Annotated in this window: 20 protein-coding genes and 3 tRNA genes; 19 read left to right on the top strand and 4 right to left on the bottom strand. The window is 65.4% G+C overall.

What is annotated here, in order from left to right; all coding sequences use genetic code 11:
* Positions 1 to 273: a DNA-binding protein HupB gene (gene hupB / locus BJF92_RS08635; protein WP_075634359.1), complete on the top strand. Its 273-nt coding sequence runs from the start codon at positions 1 to 3 to the stop codon at positions 271 to 273.
* A gap of 282 nt (positions 274 to 555) precedes the next feature.
* Here the strand turns inward: hupB and BJF92_RS08630 are convergent, their stop codons facing one another.
* Positions 556 to 1,020 carry a MarR family winged helix-turn-helix transcriptional regulator gene (locus tag BJF92_RS08630; protein WP_075634358.1) on the bottom strand — a complete coding sequence of 155 codons (465 nt, stop codon included), beginning with the start codon at positions 1,018 to 1,020 and terminating at the stop codon, positions 556 to 558.
* 312 nt (positions 1,021 to 1,332) lie between these two features.
* On the opposite strand from BJF92_RS08630, the gene BJF92_RS08625 reads away from it, so the two are divergent.
* Together BJF92_RS08625 and BJF92_RS26250 are read left to right on the top strand one after the other, a co-directional pair.
* On the top strand, positions 1,333 to 2,607 hold the full coding sequence (locus BJF92_RS08625; protein ID WP_075634357.1) for a metallophosphoesterase family protein: 1,275 nt from the start codon (positions 1,333 to 1,335) through the stop codon (positions 2,605 to 2,607).
* Entirely contained in the window at positions 2,607 to 6,119 is a 3,513-nt protein-coding gene (locus BJF92_RS26250) for an ATP-binding protein (RefSeq protein WP_075634356.1), read from the top strand. Before BJF92_RS08625 ends, BJF92_RS26250 begins: the two co-directional genes overlap by 1 nt.
* 102 nt (positions 6,120 to 6,221) lie before the next feature.
* Here the strand turns inward: BJF92_RS26250 and BJF92_RS08615 are convergent, their stop codons facing one another.
* Positions 6,222 to 6,410, bottom strand: a complete 189-nt coding sequence (locus BJF92_RS08615) for a hypothetical protein (RefSeq protein ID WP_075634355.1) — start codon at positions 6,408 to 6,410, stop codon at positions 6,222 to 6,224.
* A gap of 573 nt (positions 6,411 to 6,983) precedes the next feature.
* Here BJF92_RS08615 and BJF92_RS08610 point away from each other — a divergent pair.
* The 3 genes from BJF92_RS08610 to BJF92_RS25740 all read left to right on the top strand — a co-directional run bounded on the left by BJF92_RS08610 (position 6,984) and on the right by BJF92_RS25740 (position 8,099).
* Entirely contained in the window at positions 6,984 to 7,295 is a 312-nt protein-coding gene (locus BJF92_RS08610; RefSeq protein WP_143523977.1) for a hypothetical protein, read from the top strand.
* 66 nt (positions 7,296 to 7,361) lie between these two features.
* The gene (locus BJF92_RS08605; RefSeq protein WP_075634353.1) at positions 7,362 to 7,796 is read left to right on the top strand and encodes a DUF4174 domain-containing protein; all 435 of its coding nucleotides are present in this window, start codon (positions 7,362 to 7,364) and stop codon (positions 7,794 to 7,796) included.
* Positions 7,797 to 7,925: 129 nt separating this feature from the next.
* Positions 7,926 to 8,099, top strand: coding sequence for a hypothetical protein (locus BJF92_RS25740; protein WP_198931538.1), 174 nt, complete (start codon positions 7,926 to 7,928; stop codon positions 8,097 to 8,099).
* Between the two features lie 36 nt (positions 8,100 to 8,135).
* Here the strand turns inward: BJF92_RS25740 and BJF92_RS08600 are convergent.
* A tRNA-Val gene (locus BJF92_RS08600) sits at positions 8,136 to 8,211 on the bottom strand.
* Positions 8,212 to 8,648: 437 nt separating this feature from the next.
* Here BJF92_RS08600 and BJF92_RS08595 point away from each other — a divergent pair.
* Both BJF92_RS08595 and BJF92_RS08590 read left to right on the top strand, forming a co-directional pair.
* Positions 8,649 to 8,725 (top strand) — tRNA-Asp (locus tag BJF92_RS08595).
* 52 nt (positions 8,726 to 8,777) lie between these two features.
* Positions 8,778 to 8,854, top strand: a tRNA-Asp gene (locus BJF92_RS08590).
* Positions 8,855 to 8,999: 145 nt separating this feature from the next.
* Here BJF92_RS08590 and BJF92_RS08585 read toward each other — a convergent pair.
* Entirely contained in the window at positions 9,000 to 9,263 is a 264-nt protein-coding gene (locus BJF92_RS08585; protein WP_075634352.1) for a hypothetical protein, read from the bottom strand.
* A 35-nt stretch (positions 9,264 to 9,298) separates the two neighbouring features.
* On the opposite strand from BJF92_RS08585, the gene BJF92_RS08580 reads away from it, so the two are divergent.
* The 11 genes from BJF92_RS08580 to nuoH all read left to right on the top strand — a co-directional run bounded on the left by BJF92_RS08580 (position 9,299) and on the right by nuoH (position 18,830).
* A complete protein-coding gene (locus BJF92_RS08580) occupies positions 9,299 to 9,664 on the top strand; it encodes an NADH-quinone oxidoreductase subunit A (protein WP_075634351.1) in 366 nt (121 codons plus the stop codon).
* Positions 9,655 to 10,233, top strand: a complete 579-nt coding sequence (locus tag BJF92_RS08575) for a NuoB/complex I 20 kDa subunit family protein (RefSeq protein WP_075634350.1) — start codon at positions 9,655 to 9,657, stop codon at positions 10,231 to 10,233. The genes BJF92_RS08580 and BJF92_RS08575 overlap by 10 nt, the downstream gene beginning before the upstream one ends.
* 12 nt (positions 10,234 to 10,245) lie before the next feature.
* Positions 10,246 to 10,851 (top strand): NADH-quinone oxidoreductase subunit C, encoded by a 606-nt coding sequence (locus BJF92_RS08570; RefSeq protein WP_075634349.1) that lies wholly within the window; start codon positions 10,246 to 10,248, stop codon positions 10,849 to 10,851.
* Positions 10,851 to 11,306: a GFA family protein gene (locus BJF92_RS08565; RefSeq protein ID WP_075634348.1), complete on the top strand. Its 456-nt coding sequence runs from the start codon at positions 10,851 to 10,853 to the stop codon at positions 11,304 to 11,306. Before BJF92_RS08570 ends, BJF92_RS08565 begins: the two co-directional genes overlap by 1 nt.
* Positions 11,303 to 12,493, top strand: coding sequence for an NADH-quinone oxidoreductase subunit D (locus BJF92_RS08560; protein WP_075634347.1), 1,191 nt, complete (start codon positions 11,303 to 11,305; stop codon positions 12,491 to 12,493). Before BJF92_RS08565 ends, BJF92_RS08560 begins: the two co-directional genes overlap by 4 nt.
* Entirely contained in the window at positions 12,493 to 12,663 is a 171-nt protein-coding gene (locus tag BJF92_RS25530) for a hypothetical protein (RefSeq protein ID WP_158032212.1), read from the top strand. The genes BJF92_RS08560 and BJF92_RS25530 overlap by 1 nt, the downstream gene beginning before the upstream one ends.
* Before the next feature lie 16 nt (positions 12,664 to 12,679).
* Positions 12,680 to 13,483 carry an NADH-quinone oxidoreductase subunit NuoE gene (gene nuoE, locus BJF92_RS08555; RefSeq protein ID WP_075634346.1) on the top strand — a complete coding sequence of 268 codons (804 nt, stop codon included), beginning with the start codon at positions 12,680 to 12,682 and terminating at the stop codon, positions 13,481 to 13,483.
* Positions 13,484 to 13,487: 4 nt separating this feature from the next.
* The gene (gene nuoF / locus BJF92_RS08550) at positions 13,488 to 14,792 is read left to right on the top strand and encodes an NADH-quinone oxidoreductase subunit NuoF (RefSeq protein WP_075634345.1); all 1,305 of its coding nucleotides are present in this window, start codon (positions 13,488 to 13,490) and stop codon (positions 14,790 to 14,792) included.
* A gap of 5 nt (positions 14,793 to 14,797) precedes the next feature.
* A complete protein-coding gene (locus BJF92_RS08545; protein WP_075634344.1) occupies positions 14,798 to 15,601 on the top strand; it encodes a hypothetical protein in 804 nt (267 codons plus the stop codon).
* 88 nt (positions 15,602 to 15,689) lie between these two features.
* On the top strand, positions 15,690 to 17,768 hold the full coding sequence (nuoG, locus tag BJF92_RS08540; RefSeq protein ID WP_075634343.1) for an NADH-quinone oxidoreductase subunit NuoG: 2,079 nt from the start codon (positions 15,690 to 15,692) through the stop codon (positions 17,766 to 17,768).
* An 18-nt stretch (positions 17,769 to 17,786) separates the two neighbouring features.
* Entirely contained in the window at positions 17,787 to 18,830 is a 1,044-nt protein-coding gene (gene nuoH / locus BJF92_RS08535) for an NADH-quinone oxidoreductase subunit NuoH (protein ID WP_075634342.1), read from the top strand.
* The last annotated feature ends 63 nt before the right edge of the window (positions 18,831 to 18,893 follow it).

The raw sequence follows: 18,893 nt of genomic DNA, 5'->3' as shown, positions 1-18,893 counted from the left end.
ATGAATAAGAACGAGCTCGTGTCTGCTGTTGCCGACAAGGCCGGCATTTCCAAGAATGATGCAGCGTCGGCGGTCGATGCCCTGTTCGACGTGATCCAGACCGAGCTGAAGAATGGCGGCGACATTCGCCTCGTCGGTTTTGGCAACTTCACCGTTAGCCGCCGCGAAGCCTCCAAGGGCCGCAATCCCTCGACCGGCGCCGAAGTGGACATTCCCGCGCGCAACGTGCCGAAGTTCACGGCCGGCAAGGGCCTGAAGGACGCCGTCAACTAAGACGTTCCATTTGGCCACCGTCCGGCCAAGGCCATCGCGAACTGCGCCGAGTGCGCCTTGTTGCGAGAGGGTCGGTCGGCAGACGGCTGAGACGCGAAGTGAAAGGTCCGGTCTTGCTCCGGACCTTTTTTCGTTTTCGCCCATGGAGGCAGATAACATGGACGCCGATGCCGTGGCGCCCGTCTCGGAGATGGGAATTCGACCGAGCGAAGGGCATGTCCCTGCAAGGCAACGCGATCAGTGCCGCGGAGAAAGGGGCAGGGCGCTCCAGCCCCGCCATCGTCACTCAGCGGCGCTGCTGACCTCTTCCTTGCGCTTGGCGCGCATGTCCTCGGCCTTTTCGACCAGCTTGGCGACGATATCGTGCAGCTGGTCGAGCTCGCTGTCGTCGAGCGTGGCGAAGAGTTCGCCGATCATCTGCTTGCGCGGTCCCTCCGCAGCTTCGAGCGCCTGTCGCCCCATTTCGGTGATGGTGACGATCTTGGCGCGCCGGTCGTCCGGGTCCGGCTGGCGCACGACGAGCTTGTCGCGCTCCAGCCCGTCAATCGCCTCGGTGACGGTGCGCGGGGCGAATTTCAGCGCGTCGGCAATATCGGTCGAACGACAGGGGCCGAGCTTGCAGAGGTAGAAGAGAAACTTGCTGCGGGCCAGCGAGACGCCTTCCTCGGTCATCGACTCGTTGAGAAGCCGATGGACGCGGTGGTAGAGCTCAAACAGCTTGTCGGAAACGTCGAACGCCTTTTTCATATCTTCTCATTGTACACGCAGCTGCCCCTGTCAAATAGCGCCTTATGCGACAACGGCCATTCCCTTTCGCCAAACTGCCTGAAGTTTGACAGAGCAGCCGGAAAACGCTCTAACCGGCGCTTTCGATCCGTCGGTTTGCGTGAGATGAACAAGCGATCGCGGCAGGCCGCCCGTGCCCGGACGCATCGGACGGAAAGCCGCCCACAATCCGATGCTCCGGGTCCTTGTTTGTGCATCGGATGTCTCCGAAGACCGGGGTCCACTTTTCGGTCCGATGCCTAGCAGAACAAGCCCCGCAAGGGAAATGCCGCCATGCCCTTTCGCTTCGTCCATACCGCCGATCTCCATCTCGATTCCCCCCTGTCGAGCCTGGCGCTCAAAAATCCGGATCTGTCCGAACTCGTGCGCGGCGCCACCCGCGCCGCGCTGGCGGCCATCGTCGATCTCTGCCTGGCCGAGCGGGTGGATGCGCTGCTGATCGCCGGTGACCTCTATGACGGCGCACAGACCTCGATGAACACGGCGCTCTATCTGGCAGCCGAGCTTCGCCGGCTCGAAGCGGGCAATGTCCGCGTCTTCATTATCCGCGGCAATCATGACTCCGCCTCGACCATCAAGCGCGAGCTGAGCTTGCCCGACAATGTCTATCTCTTCAGCGGCAAGGTGCGGCCGATGCTGGCGGGTGCGCTCGGCAATGGCCGGCCGGTCTATGTGCATGGCGTCGGCTTCGACAATCCGCATGCGCCCGAGAGCCTGCTGCCGGGTTTCCATCCGCCGATGGCGGACGCGATCAATATCGGCATGCTGCACACCAGCCTTGCCGGCGCGCCGGGGCATGACGCCTATGCGCCCTGCACGCTTGGCGAGCTGATCGCCCACGGCTTCGATTATTGGGCGCTCGGCCATGTGCATCAGCGCCAGGTGCACAGCGAGAAGCCGCTGATCGTCATGCCAGGAATGCCGCAGGGGCGCGACATCAACGAGGCCGGCGCAAAGTCTGTGACGCTGGTCAGCATCGGCGAGGACGGCGCACTTGCCCATGAGGCGCGGGTGATCGGCACGGCTGCTTTCGAGCGCATCGCGGTCGATCTCTCCGCTGTCGAGAGCTGGTCCGGCGCGCTGCAGGCCATCGGCCGCGCGCTCGATGCCGGGCGGCGGCTGCATGGGGCGGGGCAGATCATTGCCCGGCTGGTGCTGACGGGCGCCACGCCGCTCGCCGCGCGTCTGCGCCGCGATCCCGAGCTCATCCTGGCGGAAGCCGCCAATCTCGCCGCCAGCCGGGCCGGCCTGTGGATCGAGGCCATCGACGTCGCCTGCGTGCCGCCGGCGGCAGCCAGCATCAATGCCGCCGATCCGGTGGACGAGCTGGGCCGGCTGCTGCGCGAGGATGTGCTGACCGCGCCGGGCTTCCGCCGCGAGGTGGAGGTTCTGTTCGAGGAGTTCCTCGGCCAGCTGCCGCGCGAGCTGCGCGAACGCTTCGTGCGCGACGAGGAGGCCGCGGCCGTGCTGACGGCCATGCTGGCGCAGGAGGGCGCCGAAGACGTGCTGGCGGCTTTGTCCGGCACGCGCGCGGGAGAGCCTGCCTGATGCGCCTCAACCGTCTCGATCTCGTCCGCTACGGCAAGTTCACCGACCGCCGCCTGGATTTCGGCCCGCGCGGGGAAGGCGCCGACCTGCACATCGTCTACGGTCCGAACGAAGCCGGCAAGTCGACGCTGTTCAACGGTTTCCTCGATCTGCTGTTCGGCATCGAGGCCCGCAGCGCCTATGGCTTCCTCCATCCTTACGCCGCCATGCGCGTCGGCGGCGTCGTGGAGGCGGGCGGCAGCGCGCAGGAGGTGTTCCGCGTCAAGCGTGCGCAGAACACGCTGATCGATGCGGCCGACCGGTCTCTGCCAGACGGTCTCTTTGCCGCCGCGCTTGGCGGGATCGACCGGGCCGGTTACCGCATGATGTTCTCGCTCGATGACGACACCATCGAGCAGGGGGGCGAGGCGATCCTGAAGAGCGAGGGCGAGCTTGGCACGCTGCTGTTTGCCGCAAGCGCCGGCCTGCCGGACACGGCGGCGGCGCTGGAGGCATTGAAGGGCGAGGCCGAGGCCTTCTACAAGCCCCAGGGGCGAAAGCATCAGCTCGGCGAGCTCAAGGATGTGCTGGAGCGGCTGAAGCAGGAGAGGACCGCGCTGGATGTCACCGCACGCGCCTTCAAGGAGCTGCGGCGCGATCGGGATCTGGCGACCGAGACGCATGAGCAGGCGCTTTCGGCCCGCGCCGGCCTTCAGGCCGCGCTCGACCAGTGCCGCGCCGCCATCGACGCCCTGCCAATCCTCGCGCGGCTGCGTGCCGGCCGGGCGGAGCTGGAGGCCTATGGCGACCTGCCGGAGCCGCCGAGCGCCTGGTTTGCCGCCCTGCCGGGGCTGATGCGCGAGGAGGCGGCGCTTTCGTCCCGACAGGTGCAGGCCGAGGCCGCGCGCGCGCGGCTGGATGGCGCGCTGGAAGGGCTCGCCCGCGATCCGCAGGCCCTGGCGCTGGCTCCCGCGCTGTCCGCCCTGCTGCAGGACAATCTCGAGGCGCGCGAACGCGCCGCGATCCAGGATCTGCCGGTGCGCCAGGCGGAACGCCAGCGGCTGATGGCGGAGCTTGCCATGCAGCGCGCCCGTCTGGGCATCGACGACAGCATTCCCCTGACCAAGCTGATCCTGCCGGCCGGCGAGGCCGCCCATCTGCATGCGCTGGTCGTCCAGCACGGCAAACTGACAGAGCGAGCGAGCACTGCCGCGCGCGAGCTGCAGGCGGCCGAGCAGGCTTCCGCGCGGCTGAAGCGGCAGGAACCGGCGGAGGCTGCCGCCCTGCCGCCCCGCGAAATTGCCCCCCCGTCGCCGGATGCCGTCGAAGCCCTGAAGCAGGCGCTTGCTGCTGCGCGTGGCAGCGATGCCGGCCTGCGCCGGCAGGAGGCGGAGCGGCGCAGGGAGCAGGCGGCAGTCGAACTGACAGAAAGGCTGGCCCTTCTCTCGCCCTTTACCGGCGATGCCGATGCCCTGGCGGGGCTGCAGGTTCCCACCAACGAGGAAATTTCCGCCTGGCGCCTTGGGCTTGCCAGCCTCGAGGAGGAGCGTCTGCGCCAGCAGTCCCGGCTCGGCGAGATCGAGACGGAGCTTGCGGCAGATGCCGCCCGGGCTGAGGCGCTGGCGGGCCGTGGCGGGCTTGTCGACGATGCCGCCGCCGCGGCCCTGCGCGCGGCGCGTGAGGCAGCCTGGCAGAGACATGCAAGCGCCCTCGACAGCGAAACCGCACAGAGCTTCCGCGTAGCCCTCATGGCTGATGACGAGGCGGGCGCGAGCCGGCTTGCCCAGGCGTCCGACCTGTCGCGCCTGCGCGATCTGGCCGAGGCGCGGGCAGACCGGCTGGCGCGCCGCGCGGCCCTTGGCGAGCGGCTGGCGGCGATCGCCGAAGACAAGGCTCGGATTCTGGCGGAGGTGGGTTCCGCCTGCGCGACCTGCGCGCTGGAGCCCGCGCTGACACCGGCGCGGCTGGAGGCCTGGCTATCGCGCCGAAGCGAGGCGCTTGCCGCGCGGGCGGCGCTGCAGCTTGCCGAACGGGATCTCGACCGGGCGGCCGGCGACGAGGCCGGACTGCGGGCCGATCTCGCGCAGGGGCTGCTGCCCTGGGAAAGCGCCAGCGGCCCCGGGACGGAGCGGCTGGACGGGCTTGTGCGACGGGCAGAGCGCCTGCTGGCTGAGCTTCAGGAAGCGGCGCATGCCCAGAAGGCCGGCCGCGAGGCGGCCGCCCGGGCGGCCGAGCTGCTGGAAAGCCGGCGGGCGGATGATGCGGCCGTACGGCAGGAGCTTGAAGACTGGGCGCAGGCATGGCAGCGGGCGCTGGCCAAGGCGGCCGTGCTCGACTGGTTGCAGGCGACATCGGGCGGCGCCGGCGATGTGCCCGTGCCGCCCCCCGCCATGGTTCTGCCGCTGATCACGATCCTGCAGGAGGTGGAGGCGCTCGTGATTCGCCTGGCCGATCTGGATCATCGCATCGCCGCCATGGAGGCCGACAGGGCGGCCTTCCGCGCCCGCTTGGCTGACCTGCAGCCTATGGCCGCCGATGCGCCGCCTCTGCCGGTTCTGGAGGCGCTGCGCCGGCGCGTGCAGGCCGCGCAAGAGGCCGAGCGTATCGCCGAGCGCCTTGCGCAGGAGGAGCAGCGGCTCGAGGAGGACGAGGCGCGTCTGGCCGAGGATCTCGGGCGGCACGAGGCCCTGAAACGCGAGATGCTGGCGCTGTTCCAGGCCGACAGCCTCAATGAGGTAGCCGCCGGCCTGGATGCGGTGAAGGCGCGTGCGCAGCTGCGCCAGCGGCTGGCCGATGCCGAGGACGATCTCTGCCGCCGGCTGCAGGCCGACCGGATCGAGACGGCAGAGGCCCAGATCGACGCGCTCGACCGGCATGCTCTGGCGGAGGAGCGCGCGGCGCTGGAGGCGCGGCTGGCTGAGGCCGAGGCGCAGGCGGGCGAGGCGCTGGTGGCACGCCGCGCGGCGGAAAAGGCGCTGGCGGCGGTGGCTGGAAGCGATGCTGCCGCGCATCTGGAAGAGCAGCGCCGCACGGTGCTGGCCGAGATCGAAACCAGGGCGATCCGCTATCTGCGCCTGCGTGCCGGCATTCTGGCGGGTGAAGAGGCGCTGCGGCTCTATCGCGAGCGCCACCGCAGCGCCATGCTGGCCCGCGCTTCCGAGGCCTTCTCCGTCATCAGCGGCGGGGATTATGAGGGGCTCGGCAGCGAGCGGGTGAAGGGGCGCGAGGTGCTCTATGCCCGGCCAGCCGGCGGCGGCACGAAATTCGCCGAGGATCTCTCCAAGGGCACGCGCTTCCAGCTCTATCTGGCGCTGCGCATCGCCGGCTATCACGAGACGGCAGGCTTCCGCGAGCCCTTGCCTTTCATCGCCGACGACATCATGGAAACCTTCGACGACCGGCGCGCGGGCCACGCCTTCCGGCTGATGGGCGATATGGCGCGCAAGGGGCAGGTGATCTATCTGACCCACCACGAGCATCTCTGCGATATCGCCCGCTCCGTCTGCCCGGAGGTGCGGCTGCATCGGCTTTGAGGCATCGGCGGAAACAGGGGGCGGCGCGGATCCTGTGGGACGGGAGCTATTCGCGCTGCCGCGCATGGAGTGCACGCCGCGGGCATCTGGTCTGCGCGAGCGTCAGTCCTTCGCGCGGCGTTCGCGGTTTTCCGTCACCAGAGCCTCGAGCAGAGCCCGGTCGAACAGGCCGGCATCGAAGACATGGAGGGTTCGGCTGAGCTGCGCGCCGTCGTCGCGGCACTCTGTCATCAGCGCGTCGAAGCTGGACGTGTCAGCCCTGTTCTTCTCGTCGCTTTCTCTGCGTGGCATGGCTTCCCCCTTCAATATCGTGCCGGACGCGCGCTCGCGGGAGCGACCGCCGCATCGTGCTGTCGATGTCATGCTGTCTGTGCGCATCGGGCCGCCGGATCCGGCGGCGTCATGGCCGTGCAAGGTTTCCGCGCCCGGCTTTCACGCCCGTCATGGGCCCCGCGCATTCGCCCGTGCCGCCGGCTCCCCTTGCCGTCACAGCACGACCGCCCGATCCAGCATACGGATTCGCGCGAACGTCTAGGAGCCTACGCTGGGCACGGTCTCAAGCCAAACCAATATTCCGTGACTGCGCATGCACCGGCCGAATTGCAGGATTCTCCCGGCATGCCGGCGCTTGCCGCCGCGCAAAAGCGGCGACGCGCCGTTCTAAAAGCCTTGCACGTACCAGCGGCTTCGCAGCGGAACAAAGGGCAGGCACCATCGTTAGCAACACAACATCCCTCAAGCCCTGGCGATCCCGCGCACAGGACCTGTCGAGGGCTTTTGAACATCGCACCGGAGAGCCGGAGCCGTTCGGGGGGATCCGAACGGAGAGGCTATGGCATTGCATACCCTATGAGGTGCAGCGCGATGGTCCCGATCAACCGCTTTCGACAACGCATGGAGTTTCATCTGATGACATCCCCCGCAGCCGCCACCTCTGTTCTTGCCTCCTCCGCCCGTGCGCAAGGATGCGAGGAGGCTATTCGTCCCGCCTTCACGCGTCTGGCCGAGGCGGGCGATCTGGATCTCGCAGCCGCGGTGGGACCGGACCTCCCGGCGCAGTTAGAGCCGCTGATTGCAACGGCGGAAGCCGAAGGCTGGGAACGGGACGAGGTTGAACAGGCTGTGCGCTCCCTGGCGCAGCAGCGCCTCGGCGCACAAGGCGCGGCGATCGACTGACCGAGGCGGACCGTCAGCTCCGCTCCAACGTAAAAATCCCGGGCTGATGTGGAAATGGAGAGAGCAATGTTCAAATCCCTGGTCACCGAAGTTCTCGGGGTCGGCGCTGAGCCGGTCGAAAGCGGCGCGAGCCTGCGTGACTTCGAATGGAAATATCGGGTCCTCGTCATTGTTCAGGACAAGACCGGGATCGAGGCCGCCGCTCAGGCCGACAGCTTCATGGCGCAAGCCGATGCTTTGCGCGAGCGCGATCTGGTGCTGATATCCGTAGCAGAGACGTCGGCGCGTGTGCTTTTCGGCCCCACGGAGGCGCTTACCACAACGCATCTTGATGCAGGTGCTCTGCTGAGCGATCTCGATGCCGCGCCGGGCAGTTTCCATATTGCTCTGATCGGCAAGGACGGAACGGTGAAGTTGACGTCCGACCGTCCGGTCGATCCTTCCTCCATCTTCTCCCGCATCGATCAGATGCCCATGCGCAAGGACGAGATGCGCCACTGAGGCAGGTCAGGCTTGATCGCAAGGAACTGCCCGACAACGCAGCGCCCAGGCTTCTGCCCTCGCAGCTGCGGGGAAGGCCTGATCTGAACAACGCCAAAAGATGAGAACAACGAGCAACAAGGAGCCCGCATGACGGTTACCATCGCGCAGATTCCCGGTGAACCGGTGCCGGCAACACCGCCCACCACGCCGCCAGTCGTTCCCCCGACTCCGCCGATCAACGAACCGGAGCCGGATCGCTTGCCAGACGAGGCGCCAAACCCCAATCCAGACGAAAACGACAAAAAGCCGCTGCAAGTCTAGCAATGGCTGCACAATACATACAAGGGGGAAGAAGAATGGTGGGCGATGAGAGACTCGAACTCCCGACATCCTCGGTGTAAACGAGGCGCTCTACCAACTGAGCTAATCGCCCGCCGCGTTGGTAGGGGTGATCTATTCGGTCCCCGCGAAAACCGCAAGAGCCTTCTTGCGGTTTTTTATCATTTTTTTGACGGCCCTTTGCCAATCCTTTATAAAACAACAGGTTAGGCGAGCGGTCGTAGCCGCTCCTTTCTGTTGATCCGCGTTTTGGCCGAAATTGCACCATTGCTTGTCCGCAAATTGGCCGTCACGGAGGCCTGCACGTGCACCCGTGCGCGAGTTGCATGTGCCGCGTATCGGCGGGGTCGCACGAAAGGCCTTTGGCGGGGGCAGGGGAGGGCGGCCATTGTGGAAAATCAAGCCGTCACGATTTTGTCTTCAAAGTCGCTTGACACTCCCAAGGGAACGCCTTAGACAGCCGCTCATCGGACGCGGCGTTGCTGCCCCGGTCGGGAAATTCGAGGTAACTGCCTGTTTTTCTTGTTATGCGCGGGTGTAGCTCAGTCGGTTAGAGTGCCGGCCTGTCACGCCGGAGGTCGCGGGTTCGAGCCCCGTCACTCGCGCCATTACTCTTCAGGTCTTCGGATCTGATCGGCCCCAAGGCCAGGACATAGATACGCGGGTGTAGCTCAGTCGGTTAGAGTGCCGGCCTGTCACGCCGGAGGTCGCGGGTTCGAGCCCCGTCACTCGCGCCATGTCCCTCTTTTCTCTCTTTCAGAAAAATCGTGTTCACTCGGAAAGCACTGTTCGGTGCGTCAATATGACGCACGCAGGTTTGCGCGTGGGTGGCGCTTGCTCAGGGTGGTTGGCGGTGCGTCGGCCGCTATGAGTCTGCCGGGTTTAAGCCTCGCGCGCCGCGACTGTGCGCCAGCGAACAGGCGCATTTTCGCCCTTGAAGACCGCTCCCGCATTCATGATCTTTTCACCATCGTCGTCGCTATTTTCGGCCGCCGGCCGGAGGATGCCGGACGACACGCATTCCTGCCTATTGATCGGCGTGAAAACCGGTCGCGAGGCTTGCGCAGGGGCAGCGGCTGCGGTAACCACGGGGCGTTGCAACATCATTTTTTCGGCCTTGCGGCTTTCTGAGGAAACGGCGTCCACCCGGCGCCTCCCCCGCGGGCAGGGACACACGGACAATGACAGACCTTCTTGGCTCCTATATCCCGATTGCCATCTTCATTGGCATATCGCTGGTGATCGGTCTCTCGCTGCTGATCGCGCCTTTCGCCGTGGCGTTCAAAGCACCTGACTCGGAAAAGCTTTCCGCCTATGAGTGCGGCTTCAACGCGTTCGACGATGCCCGCATGAAGTTCGACATCCGCTTTTATCTGGTGTCGATCCTCTTCATCATCTTCGACCTCGAAGTCGCCTTCCTGTTTCCCTGGGCCGTGGCCTTCAAGGGCATGGGCTGGTTTGGTTTCTGGTCGATGATGGTTTTCCTCGGGGTCCTCACCGTGGGCTTCATCTATGAATGGAAGAAGGGAGCGCTCGAATGGGAGTAGCAACCGGCAACACGCTCGTCGCGCCGCAGCCGAAGGGGATCATCGATCCCAACACCGGCAAGCCTGTCGGCAGCGATGACGCTTTCTTTGGCGAGATCAACAACGAACTCGCCGACAAGGGTTTTCTCGTCACCTCCACCGACGAGCTGATCAACTGGGCCCGCACGGGCTCGCTGATGTGGATGACCTTCGGTCTCGCCTGCTGCGCGGTCGAGATGATGCAGCTCTCCATGCCGCGCTATGATGTGGAGCGCTTCGGTTTCGCTCCGCGCGCCTCGCCGCGCCAGTCCGATGTCATGATCGTTGCCGGCACGCTGACCAACAAAATGGCGCCGGCTCTGCGCAAGGTCTATGACCAGATGCCGGAGCCGCGTTACGTCATTTCCATGGGCTCCTGCGCCAATGGCGGCGGTTACTATCACTATTCCTACTCGGTGGTGCGCGGCTGCGACCGCGTCGTGCCGGTAGACATTTATGTCCCGGGCTGTCCTCCCACGGCAGAAGCGCTGCTCTATGGCGTGCTTCTGCTGCAGAAGAAGATCCGCCGCACGGGCACGATCGAGCGCTAAGGGGCTGGAACAATGATCGAGGCTTTGAACGATCTGGCCGGCACGATCCGCGAGGCGCTCGGCGAGCGTGTCCTTTCGGCAGGCATCGCTTTCGGCGATCTGACCGTGGTGACGACGCGCGACGCCGTCATTTCCGTGCTGACCTTCCTGCGGGACGATCCGCGCTGCCGCTTCGTCAATCTGATCGATGTCTGCGGCGTTGACTGGCCGCAGCGCGCCGAGCGGTTCGACGTGGTCTACCACCTGCTCTCGCCGACGAAGAACCTGCGCATCCGCGTCAAGGTCGCCACCGGCGAGGACCAGCCGGTTCCCTCGTCGACGGCGGTTTATCCTGGTGCCGACTGGTTCGAGCGCGAGGCCTATGACCTCTACGGCATCCTGTTCACCGGTCATCCCGATCTGCGCCGCATCCTCACGGATTACGGCTTCGAGGGCTATCCGCTGCGCAAGGACTTCCCGATGACGGGCTATGTCGAAGTGCGCTACGACGACGAAGCCAAGCGCGTGGTCTATGAGCCCGTGGTCCTGCGTCAGGAATTCCGCAATTTCGACTTCCTCTCTCCCTGGGAAGGCACGGATTACGTGCTGCCCGGCGACGAAAAGGCCAAGGCCAACTGATGGGCGAAGCGGGCGACAGGCTGGAGCGCTTCGGCGAATGTCTGTGCGGCGCGGTGCGGTTCACGCTCCGGGCCGATGCGGACATGCATGCCTGTCATTGCGGTCTCTGTCGCCGCTGGGCCGGCGGGGCGTTCATGGCTCTTTCCTGCAGCGAGCCGGTTTTCGCCGATTCCGCCGCGCTCAAGGCCTATGGCTCGTCGGACTGGGCCGAGCGGCTTTTCTGCGGCGCCTGCGGCACGAGCCTGTTCTGGCGCCTGCGCGATGGGAGCCACTGGGCGGTCTCCGCCCATGCGCTCGACGATCAAGAGGATGTGCGCTTCCAGGCGCAGCTCTTCACAGACGAAAAGCCTGACTTCTACGCCTTCGCCAACAACACGACGATGATGACCGGAGCCGACGTTTTCGCGGCCTTTTCCGGCGATCAGCAGCCCGAACACCGGGACGGTTCAAGATGAACGAACACAATATCCGCAATTTCAACATCAACTTCGGCCCGCAGCATCCGGCCGCCCACGGCGTTCTGCGCCTGGTGCTGGAGCTCGACGGCGAAATCGTCGAGCGTGTCGATCCGCATATCGGCCTGCTGCATCGCGGCACCGAGAAGCTGATCGAGGCCAAGACCTATCTTCAGGCCGTGCCCTATTTCGACCGGCTCGACTATGTCGCGCCGATGAACCAGGAACATGCCTTCGCGCTCGCCGTCGAGCGCCTGACCGGAACCGAGGTTCCGATCCGCGGCCAGCTGATCCGGGTTCTCTATTCCGAGATTGGCCGTATCCTGTCGCACCTGCTGAACGTGACGACCCAGGCCATGGACGTCGGCGCGCTGACGCCGCCGCTCTGGGGCTTCGAGGAGCGCGAAAAGCTGATGGTGTTCTATGAGCGTGCCTCGGGCGCGCGCATGCATGCCGCCTATTTCCGTCCCGGCGGCGTGCATCAGGATCTGCCGCACCAGCTGGTCGAGGATATCGGCAACTGGCTGGACCCGTTCCTGAAGACGCTCGACGACATCGACACGCTGCTCACCGGCAACCGCATCTTCAAGCAGCGCAACGTCGATATCGGCGTGGTCTCACTGGACGATTGCTGGGCCTGGGGCTTTTCCGGCGTGATGGTGCGCGGCTCGGGCGCGGCCTGGGACCTGCGCAAGTCGCAGCCCTATGAATGCTATGGCGATCTCGACTTCGACATTCCGATCGGCAAGAACGGCGACTGCTACGACCGCTACCTGATCCGCATGATCGAAATGCGCGAATCGGTGAAGATCATGCGCCAGTGCGTGAACCGCCTGCTGGGCGATGCCAAGACCGGACCGGTCTCCTCGCTCGACGGCAAGATGGTTCCGCCCAAGCGTGGCGAGATGAAGCGCTCGATGGAAGCGCTGATCCATCACTTCAAGCTTTACACCGAGGGCTACCACGTGCCGGAAGGTGACGTGTACGCCGCCGTCGAAGCGCCCAAGGGCGAGTTCGGCGTCTATCTGGTCTCGGACGGGACCAACAAGCCCTATCGCTGCAAGATCCGCGCGCCGGGCTATGCGCATCTCCAGGCGATGGATTACATCTGTCGGGGTCACCAGCTCGCCGACGTCTCGGCGATCCTGGGCTCGCTGGATATCGTCTTCGGCGAGGTCGATCGCTGATGCGCCCGCGTGCCGTTGCCGCGCGCCGCTTCGTTCTGCAGGCGCTTGACCGGCTGCTCGCCGAGGCTGCGGAAGGCAGCCAGAATACCGACGCGGCCGCGGGCCGCGCCAGCAACACCGCCGGCACCATCGCGCTCATGAGCGGCGCCATGGCCGGATCGAGAAACTGATGAAGGTGCGGGAAGAATGTCTGTTCGTCGACTAGCCGAGGAAAGCCTCCAGCCGCAGGGCTTCTCCTTCAATGCGGACAATGCCGCCTGGGCCCAAGCCACCATCCGCAAATATCCGGAGGGGCGGCAGCAGTCCGCGGTGATCCCGCTTCTGATGCGCGCGCAGGAACAGGATGGCTGGGTCACCAAGGCCGCCATCGAGCATGTCGCCGACATGCTGGAGATGCCCTATATCCGCGTGCTCGAAGTGGCGACCTTCTACACCCAGTTCCAGCTCAAGCCGATCGGCACCCGCGCCCATGTGCAGGTCTGCGGCACGACGCCCTGCATGCTGCGCGGCTCGGAAGCGCTGATCGATCTGTGTCGGCACCGCATTCATCATGATCCGCTCACGCCCAATGCTGCCGGAACCCTGTCCTGGGAAGAGGTGGAGTGTCAGGGCGCCTGCGTCAATGCCCCGATGGTAATGATCTTCAAGGACTCCTACGAGGATCTGACGGTCGAGCGTCTCGAGGAGATCATCGATCGTTTCGAGGCAGGTGAGGGCGCCTCCGTGCCGACCGGCCCGCAGATCGACCGTGTGTTCTCCGCGCCCGAGGGCGGCCTGACGACGCTGACGAATGAATCCGTCGCCGCCGGCGCCACGCCTTCGAACGGCAGCGCGGCGCCCGGCGCGAGCGTGCCGCCCGCCAATGCCGGCCGGCCGACCACCGATACCCCGGAAACCGATCCGAAGCTGAAGACGCCCGCGACCGACAGCGAAGGCGCCAAGGCAAGCGCTGATGTCTCCGGCGACAATGCCGACAAGGCCAAGGAATAAGCCCATGCTGCAGGATCAGGATCGCATCTTCACGAACCTCTACGGCCTTCACGACAAGTCGCTGAAGGGCGCGATGAGCCGCGGCCACTGGGACGGCACCAAGCAGATCCTGGAAAAGGGTCGCGACTGGATCATCAACGAGATGAAGGCGTCCGGCCTGCGCGGCCGTGGCGGCGCCGGCTTCCCGACCGGCCTGAAATGGTCCTTCATGCCGAAGGAAAGCGATGGCCGTCCGCATTACCTCGTGGTCAATGCCGACGAATCCGAGCCCGGCACCTGCAAGGACCGCGACATCATGCGCCACGATCCGCACACGCTGATCGAGGGTTGCGTCATCGCCAGCTTCGCCATGGGCGCGCATGCCGCCTATATCTATGTGCGCGGCGAATATATGCGCGAGCGCGAGGCGCTGCAGCGCGCGATCGACGAATGCTATGATGCCGGCCTGCTCGGCCGGAACAACAAGCTCGGCTGGGACATGGACGTCTTCGTTCATCACGGCGCCGGCGCCTATATCTGCGGCGAGGAAACCGCGCTGCTCGAAAGCCTCGAAGGCAAGAAGGGCCAGCCGCGCCTGAAGCCGCCGTTCCCGGCCAATATGGGCCTCTATGGCTGCCCGACGACGGTCAACAATGTCGAGTCGATCGCGGTGGCGCCGACCATTCTGCGCCGTGGCGCCGGCTGGTTCTCCTCGATCGGCCGCCCGAACAATGTCGGCACCAAGCTGTTCATGGTCTCCGGCCACGTCAACCGGCCCTGCACGGTCGAGGATGCCATGGGCATTCCGTTCCGCGAACTGATCGAGCGTCATTGCGGCGGCATTCGCGGCGGCTGGGACAATCTGCTCGCCGTCATCCCCGGCGGCTCGTCCTGCCCGGTCGTCAAGGCCGAGCACATCATCGACGCGCCGATGGACTTCGACGGCATGCGGGACGTCAAGTCGTCCTTCGGCACTGCGGCCGTCATCGTGATGGACAAGTCGACCGATATCATCAAGGCGATCTGGCGGCTTGCGGCCTTCTACAAGCATGAGAGCTGCGGCCAGTGCACGCCGTGCCGCGAAGGCACCGGCTGGATGATGCGCGTCATGGAGCGTATGGTTCAGGGCCGGGCGCAGAAGCGCGAAATCGACATGCTGTTCGACGTGACGAAGCAGGTGGAAGGCCACACGATCTGCGCGCTCGGCGACGCTGCCGCCTGGCCGATCCAGGGCCTGATCCGCAACTTCCGTCCCGAGATGGAAAAGCGCATCGACGAATTCACCCGCAACGCCACCCCGCACGGGGCGGTGATGCAAGCCGCGGAGTAAGCAGGATGACGAAGCCTGGCGAGGACAAGGACAAGCAAGCCAATGGGGCCGGCGCTGACTTTGCCCCTGGCCAGACGTCGAAACCGGCCGACATCGGCAAAGACATCTCGGCGCTGAGCGACTGGCTGAACAAGATGCCGATGATGCAGCACCCGGTGGCGGCGTTTGCGGCCGCCACGGCGGTGGGCTTTGGGGTCACCAGCCAGCTCGCCGGCATCATGCTCGGCGCGATGCAGGGGATGTCCGATGCGGCCAGGAAGACCGCGGCGGACCGCGAGACGCCTGCCGAGCCGGACGTGGCATCAGATAAGGACGAGGCCCAGGCCGCGGCGCCTGCCGTCGTCGCTGAGCCTGCTGAGGCGCCTGTCGTGCCGGAAGCAATCGTGCCGGAAGCGGTGGCGGAGCCCGAAGCCGCGCTCGCGGACGTGGCGGCGTTGACAGAAGAGCCTGCAAGCAAGGCGCTGGTGGCGCCGTTGCCGGAGGCGCGATTGCCCGAGGAGCCTGAGGCCGAAGCGAAAGCCGAGCCCAAGGGTGCTCCGGCTGCGAAGAAGCCCAAAGCGCGGGCAACGGCCTCCAAGCCAGCCGCGCCGCGCCGGCGGGCTGACAAGACGGCCGATGATCTGAAGAAGATCTCGGGCATCGGGCCGAAGCTGGAACAGGTGCTGAACGGGCTGGGCGTGACCCGCTATGCCGAGATCGCCGCCTGGAGCGAGGATGATGTGAAGCGGGTGGATGCCGAGCTTGGTGTCTCCGGCCGTATCGAGCGGGATGGCTGGGTCGAACAGGCCCGGGAACTGATGAAGAATTAAGGATTTGCCGCGCTTTAGTTGAGGCAGGGCAAGGGGTGGGTTCACAAGCGCGAAAGCCGGTGAACGAAGCACAGGATCGAATACGAAAATGGCCAAGCTGAAAGTCGACGGAAAAGAGATCGAGGTTCCGGATCACTTCACGCTGCTTCAGGCATGCGAGGAGGCCGGCGCCGAAGTCCCGCGCTTCTGTTTCCATGAGCGGCTGTCGGTGGCCGGCAATTGCCGCATGTGTCTGATCGAGGTCAAGGGCGGCCCGCCGAAGCCGGCGGCCTCCTGCGCCATGGGCGTGCGCGACCTGCGTCCCGGCCCCAACGGCGAAGCCCCCGAGGTCTTCACCACCACGCCGATGGTCAAGAAGGCCCGCGAGGGCGTGATGGAATTCCTGCTGATCAACCATCCGCTGGACTGCCCGATCTGCGACCAGGGCGGCGAATGCGACTTGCAGGACCAGGCCATGGCCTTCGGCGTCGACTCCACCCGCTACAATGAGAACAAGCGCGCGGTCGAAGACAAATATATCGGCCCGCTGGTCAAGACGGTGATGAACCGCTGCATTCACTGCACGCGCTGCGTCCGCTTCACCACCGAAGTGGCCGGCATTGCCGAGCTCGGCCTGATCGGCCGCGGCGAGGATGCCGAGATCACCACCTATCTCGAGCAGGCCATGACCTCCGAGCTCCAGGGCAATGTCGTCGATCTCTGCCCGGTCGGCGCTCTGACCTCGAAGCCCTATGCCTTCCATGCTCGTCCCTGGGAACTCGGCAAGACCGAATCGATCGACGTGATGGACGCGCTTGGCTCGGCCATCCGCGTCGACACGCGCGGCCGCGAAGTGATGCGCGTGATGCCGCGCGTCAACGAAGAGATCAACGAGGAGTGGATCTCCGACAAGACCCGCTTCATCTGGGATGGTCTGAAGACCCAGCGTCTCGACCGCCCCTATGTCAAGAAGGACGGCCGGCTGCAGCCCGCCACCTGGGGCGAGGCCTTTGGCGCTATCAAGACCGCCGTTGCGGCCACGCAGGGCGGAAAGATCGGCGCGATCGCCGGCGATCTCGCCTCCGTCGAGGAAATCTACGCGCTGAAGCTGCTGGTCAATGCGCTCGGCAGCAGCGATGTCGATTGCCGCCAGGACGGCGCCGCGCTCGACCCGTCGCTGGGCCGCGCCAGCTACCTGTTCAACCCAACCATTCAGGGTATCGAACAGGCGGATGCCGCATTGATCATCGGCGCCAATCCGCGCTTCGAGGCGGCGGTGCTTAATGCCCGGCTGCGCAAGCGCTTCCGCCAGGGCAATTTCCCGATCGGTCTGATCGGCGAGGCCGCGGAACTGCGCTATGAATACGCCTATCTCGGCGCCGGCACCGACACGCTGGCCGATCTGGTCGCCGGCAATGGCAGCTTCCTCGATGTGCTGAAGAACGCGAAGCGGCCGATGATCATCGTCGGCCAGGGCGCGCTGGCAGGGGAGGGCGGCTTCGCCGTTCTGGCCCAGGCCGCCAAGCTTGCCGCCGCCGTCGGCGCGGTCTCGGCCGAGTGGAACGGCTTTGCCGTTCTCCATACCGCTGCCGCCCGCGTCGGCGCGCTGGATCTCGGCTTCGTACCCGGCGATGCGCGCCGCACGGCGGCCGATATCGCGGCTTCCGCCCAGGTTCTGTTCCTGCTCGGCGCCGACGAGGTGGATCTGTCGAACAAGGCCGGCTTCACCGTCTATATCGGTTCGCATGGCGACAATGGCGCGCATGGCGCCGATGTGATCCTGCCCGGCGCTGCCTATACCGAGAAGTCGGGTACCTGGGTCAACACCGAGGGCCGCGTGCAGATGGGCAACCGCGCGGGCTTCGCGCCGGGCGACGCCCGCGAAGACTGGGCGATCCTGCGCGCGCTCTCCGACGTGCTCGGCAAGCGGCTGCCCTTCGACTCGCTCGCCGAACTGCGCCGTAAGCTCTATGCCGACCACCCGCATTTTGCCGAGGTCGATGCGATCGCTCCGGGCGCACCGGGCGAAATCGACGCGCTTGCACAAAAAGCCGGTGCGATGGCGAAATCGGTGTTTGCGTCGCCGGTGAAAGACTTCTATTTGACGAACCCGATCGCGCGTGCGTCGGCCGTCATGGCCGAATGTTCGGCCCTGGCGCGAAACAATTTCAAGGCCGCGGCGGAATAAGCGCGGGGGAATAGGACCATGGACGGCTTTTTCTCGACCTATGTATGGCCTGCGGCCATCATGATCGGCCAGACGCTTCTGCTTCTGGTCGCACTCCTCATCTTCATCGCCTATATCCTGCTCGCCGACCGCAAGATCTGGGCCGCGGTTCAGCTGCGGCGTGGACCTAACGTGGTGGGCCCGTTCGGCCTTTTCCAGTCCTTCGCCGATCTTTTGAAGTTCGTCGTCAAGGAGCCGGTGATTCCGGCGGGTGCGAACAAGGTGCTGTTCCTGCTGGCCCCGCTCGTCACCGTGACGCTGGCACTGGCGGCCTGGGCCGTCGTGCCGCTCAACGAGAACTGGGTGATCGCCAACATCAATGTCGGCATCCTCTATGTGCTCGCGATCTCCTCGCTGGAGGTCTATGGCATCATCATGGGCGGCTGGGCGTCGAACTCGAAATATCCCTTCCTCTCGGCGCTGCGCTCGGCGGCACAAATGGTGTCCTACGAAGTCTCGATCGGCTTCGTCATTGTCACCGTTCTGCTCTGCGTCGGCTCGCTGAACCTGACGGATATCGTCAATTCGCAGCGCGACGGCCTTGGCACGATGATGGGCCTGCCCGGTTCCTTCCTCGACTGGTACTGGCTGCCGCTGTTCCCGATGTTCGTGGTGTTCTTCATCTCGGCACTGGCCGAGACGAACCGCCCGCCCTTCGACCTGGTCGAAGCGGAATCGGAACTCGTCGCCGGCTTCATGGTCGAGTACGGCTCCACCCCGTATATGATGTTCATGCTGGGCGAATATGCGGCGATCTGCCTGATGTGCGCGCTGACGACCATCCTGTTCCTCGGTGGCTGGCTTCCGCCCGTGGATGTCTGGTTCCTGAACTGGGTTCCGGGGATCATCTGGTTCGTGCTGAAGTCGACCATGGTCTTCTTCATGTTCGCCATGGTGAAGGCTTTCGTGCCGCGATACCGCTACGACCAGCTGATGCGGCTGGGCTGGAAGGTCTTCCTTCCGCTGTCGCTCGTCATGGTTTTCCTTGTCGCCGTTACGCTGAAGCTCGGTGGGTGGGCCTGATGGCCCGCTCCCCTCTCGTGGCGCATCTTGCCGGTCCCGGGCGGACCGGCTGCTTTGGAGGTT

It is taken from the genome of Xaviernesmea rhizosphaerae (assembly GCF_001938945.1).
Lineage (GTDB): Bacteria > Pseudomonadota > Alphaproteobacteria > Rhizobiales > Rhizobiaceae > Xaviernesmea > Xaviernesmea rhizosphaerae.
The sequence above is the reverse complement of the archived record's forward strand: the minus strand, read 5'-3'. Positions and strand labels throughout refer to the sequence as shown.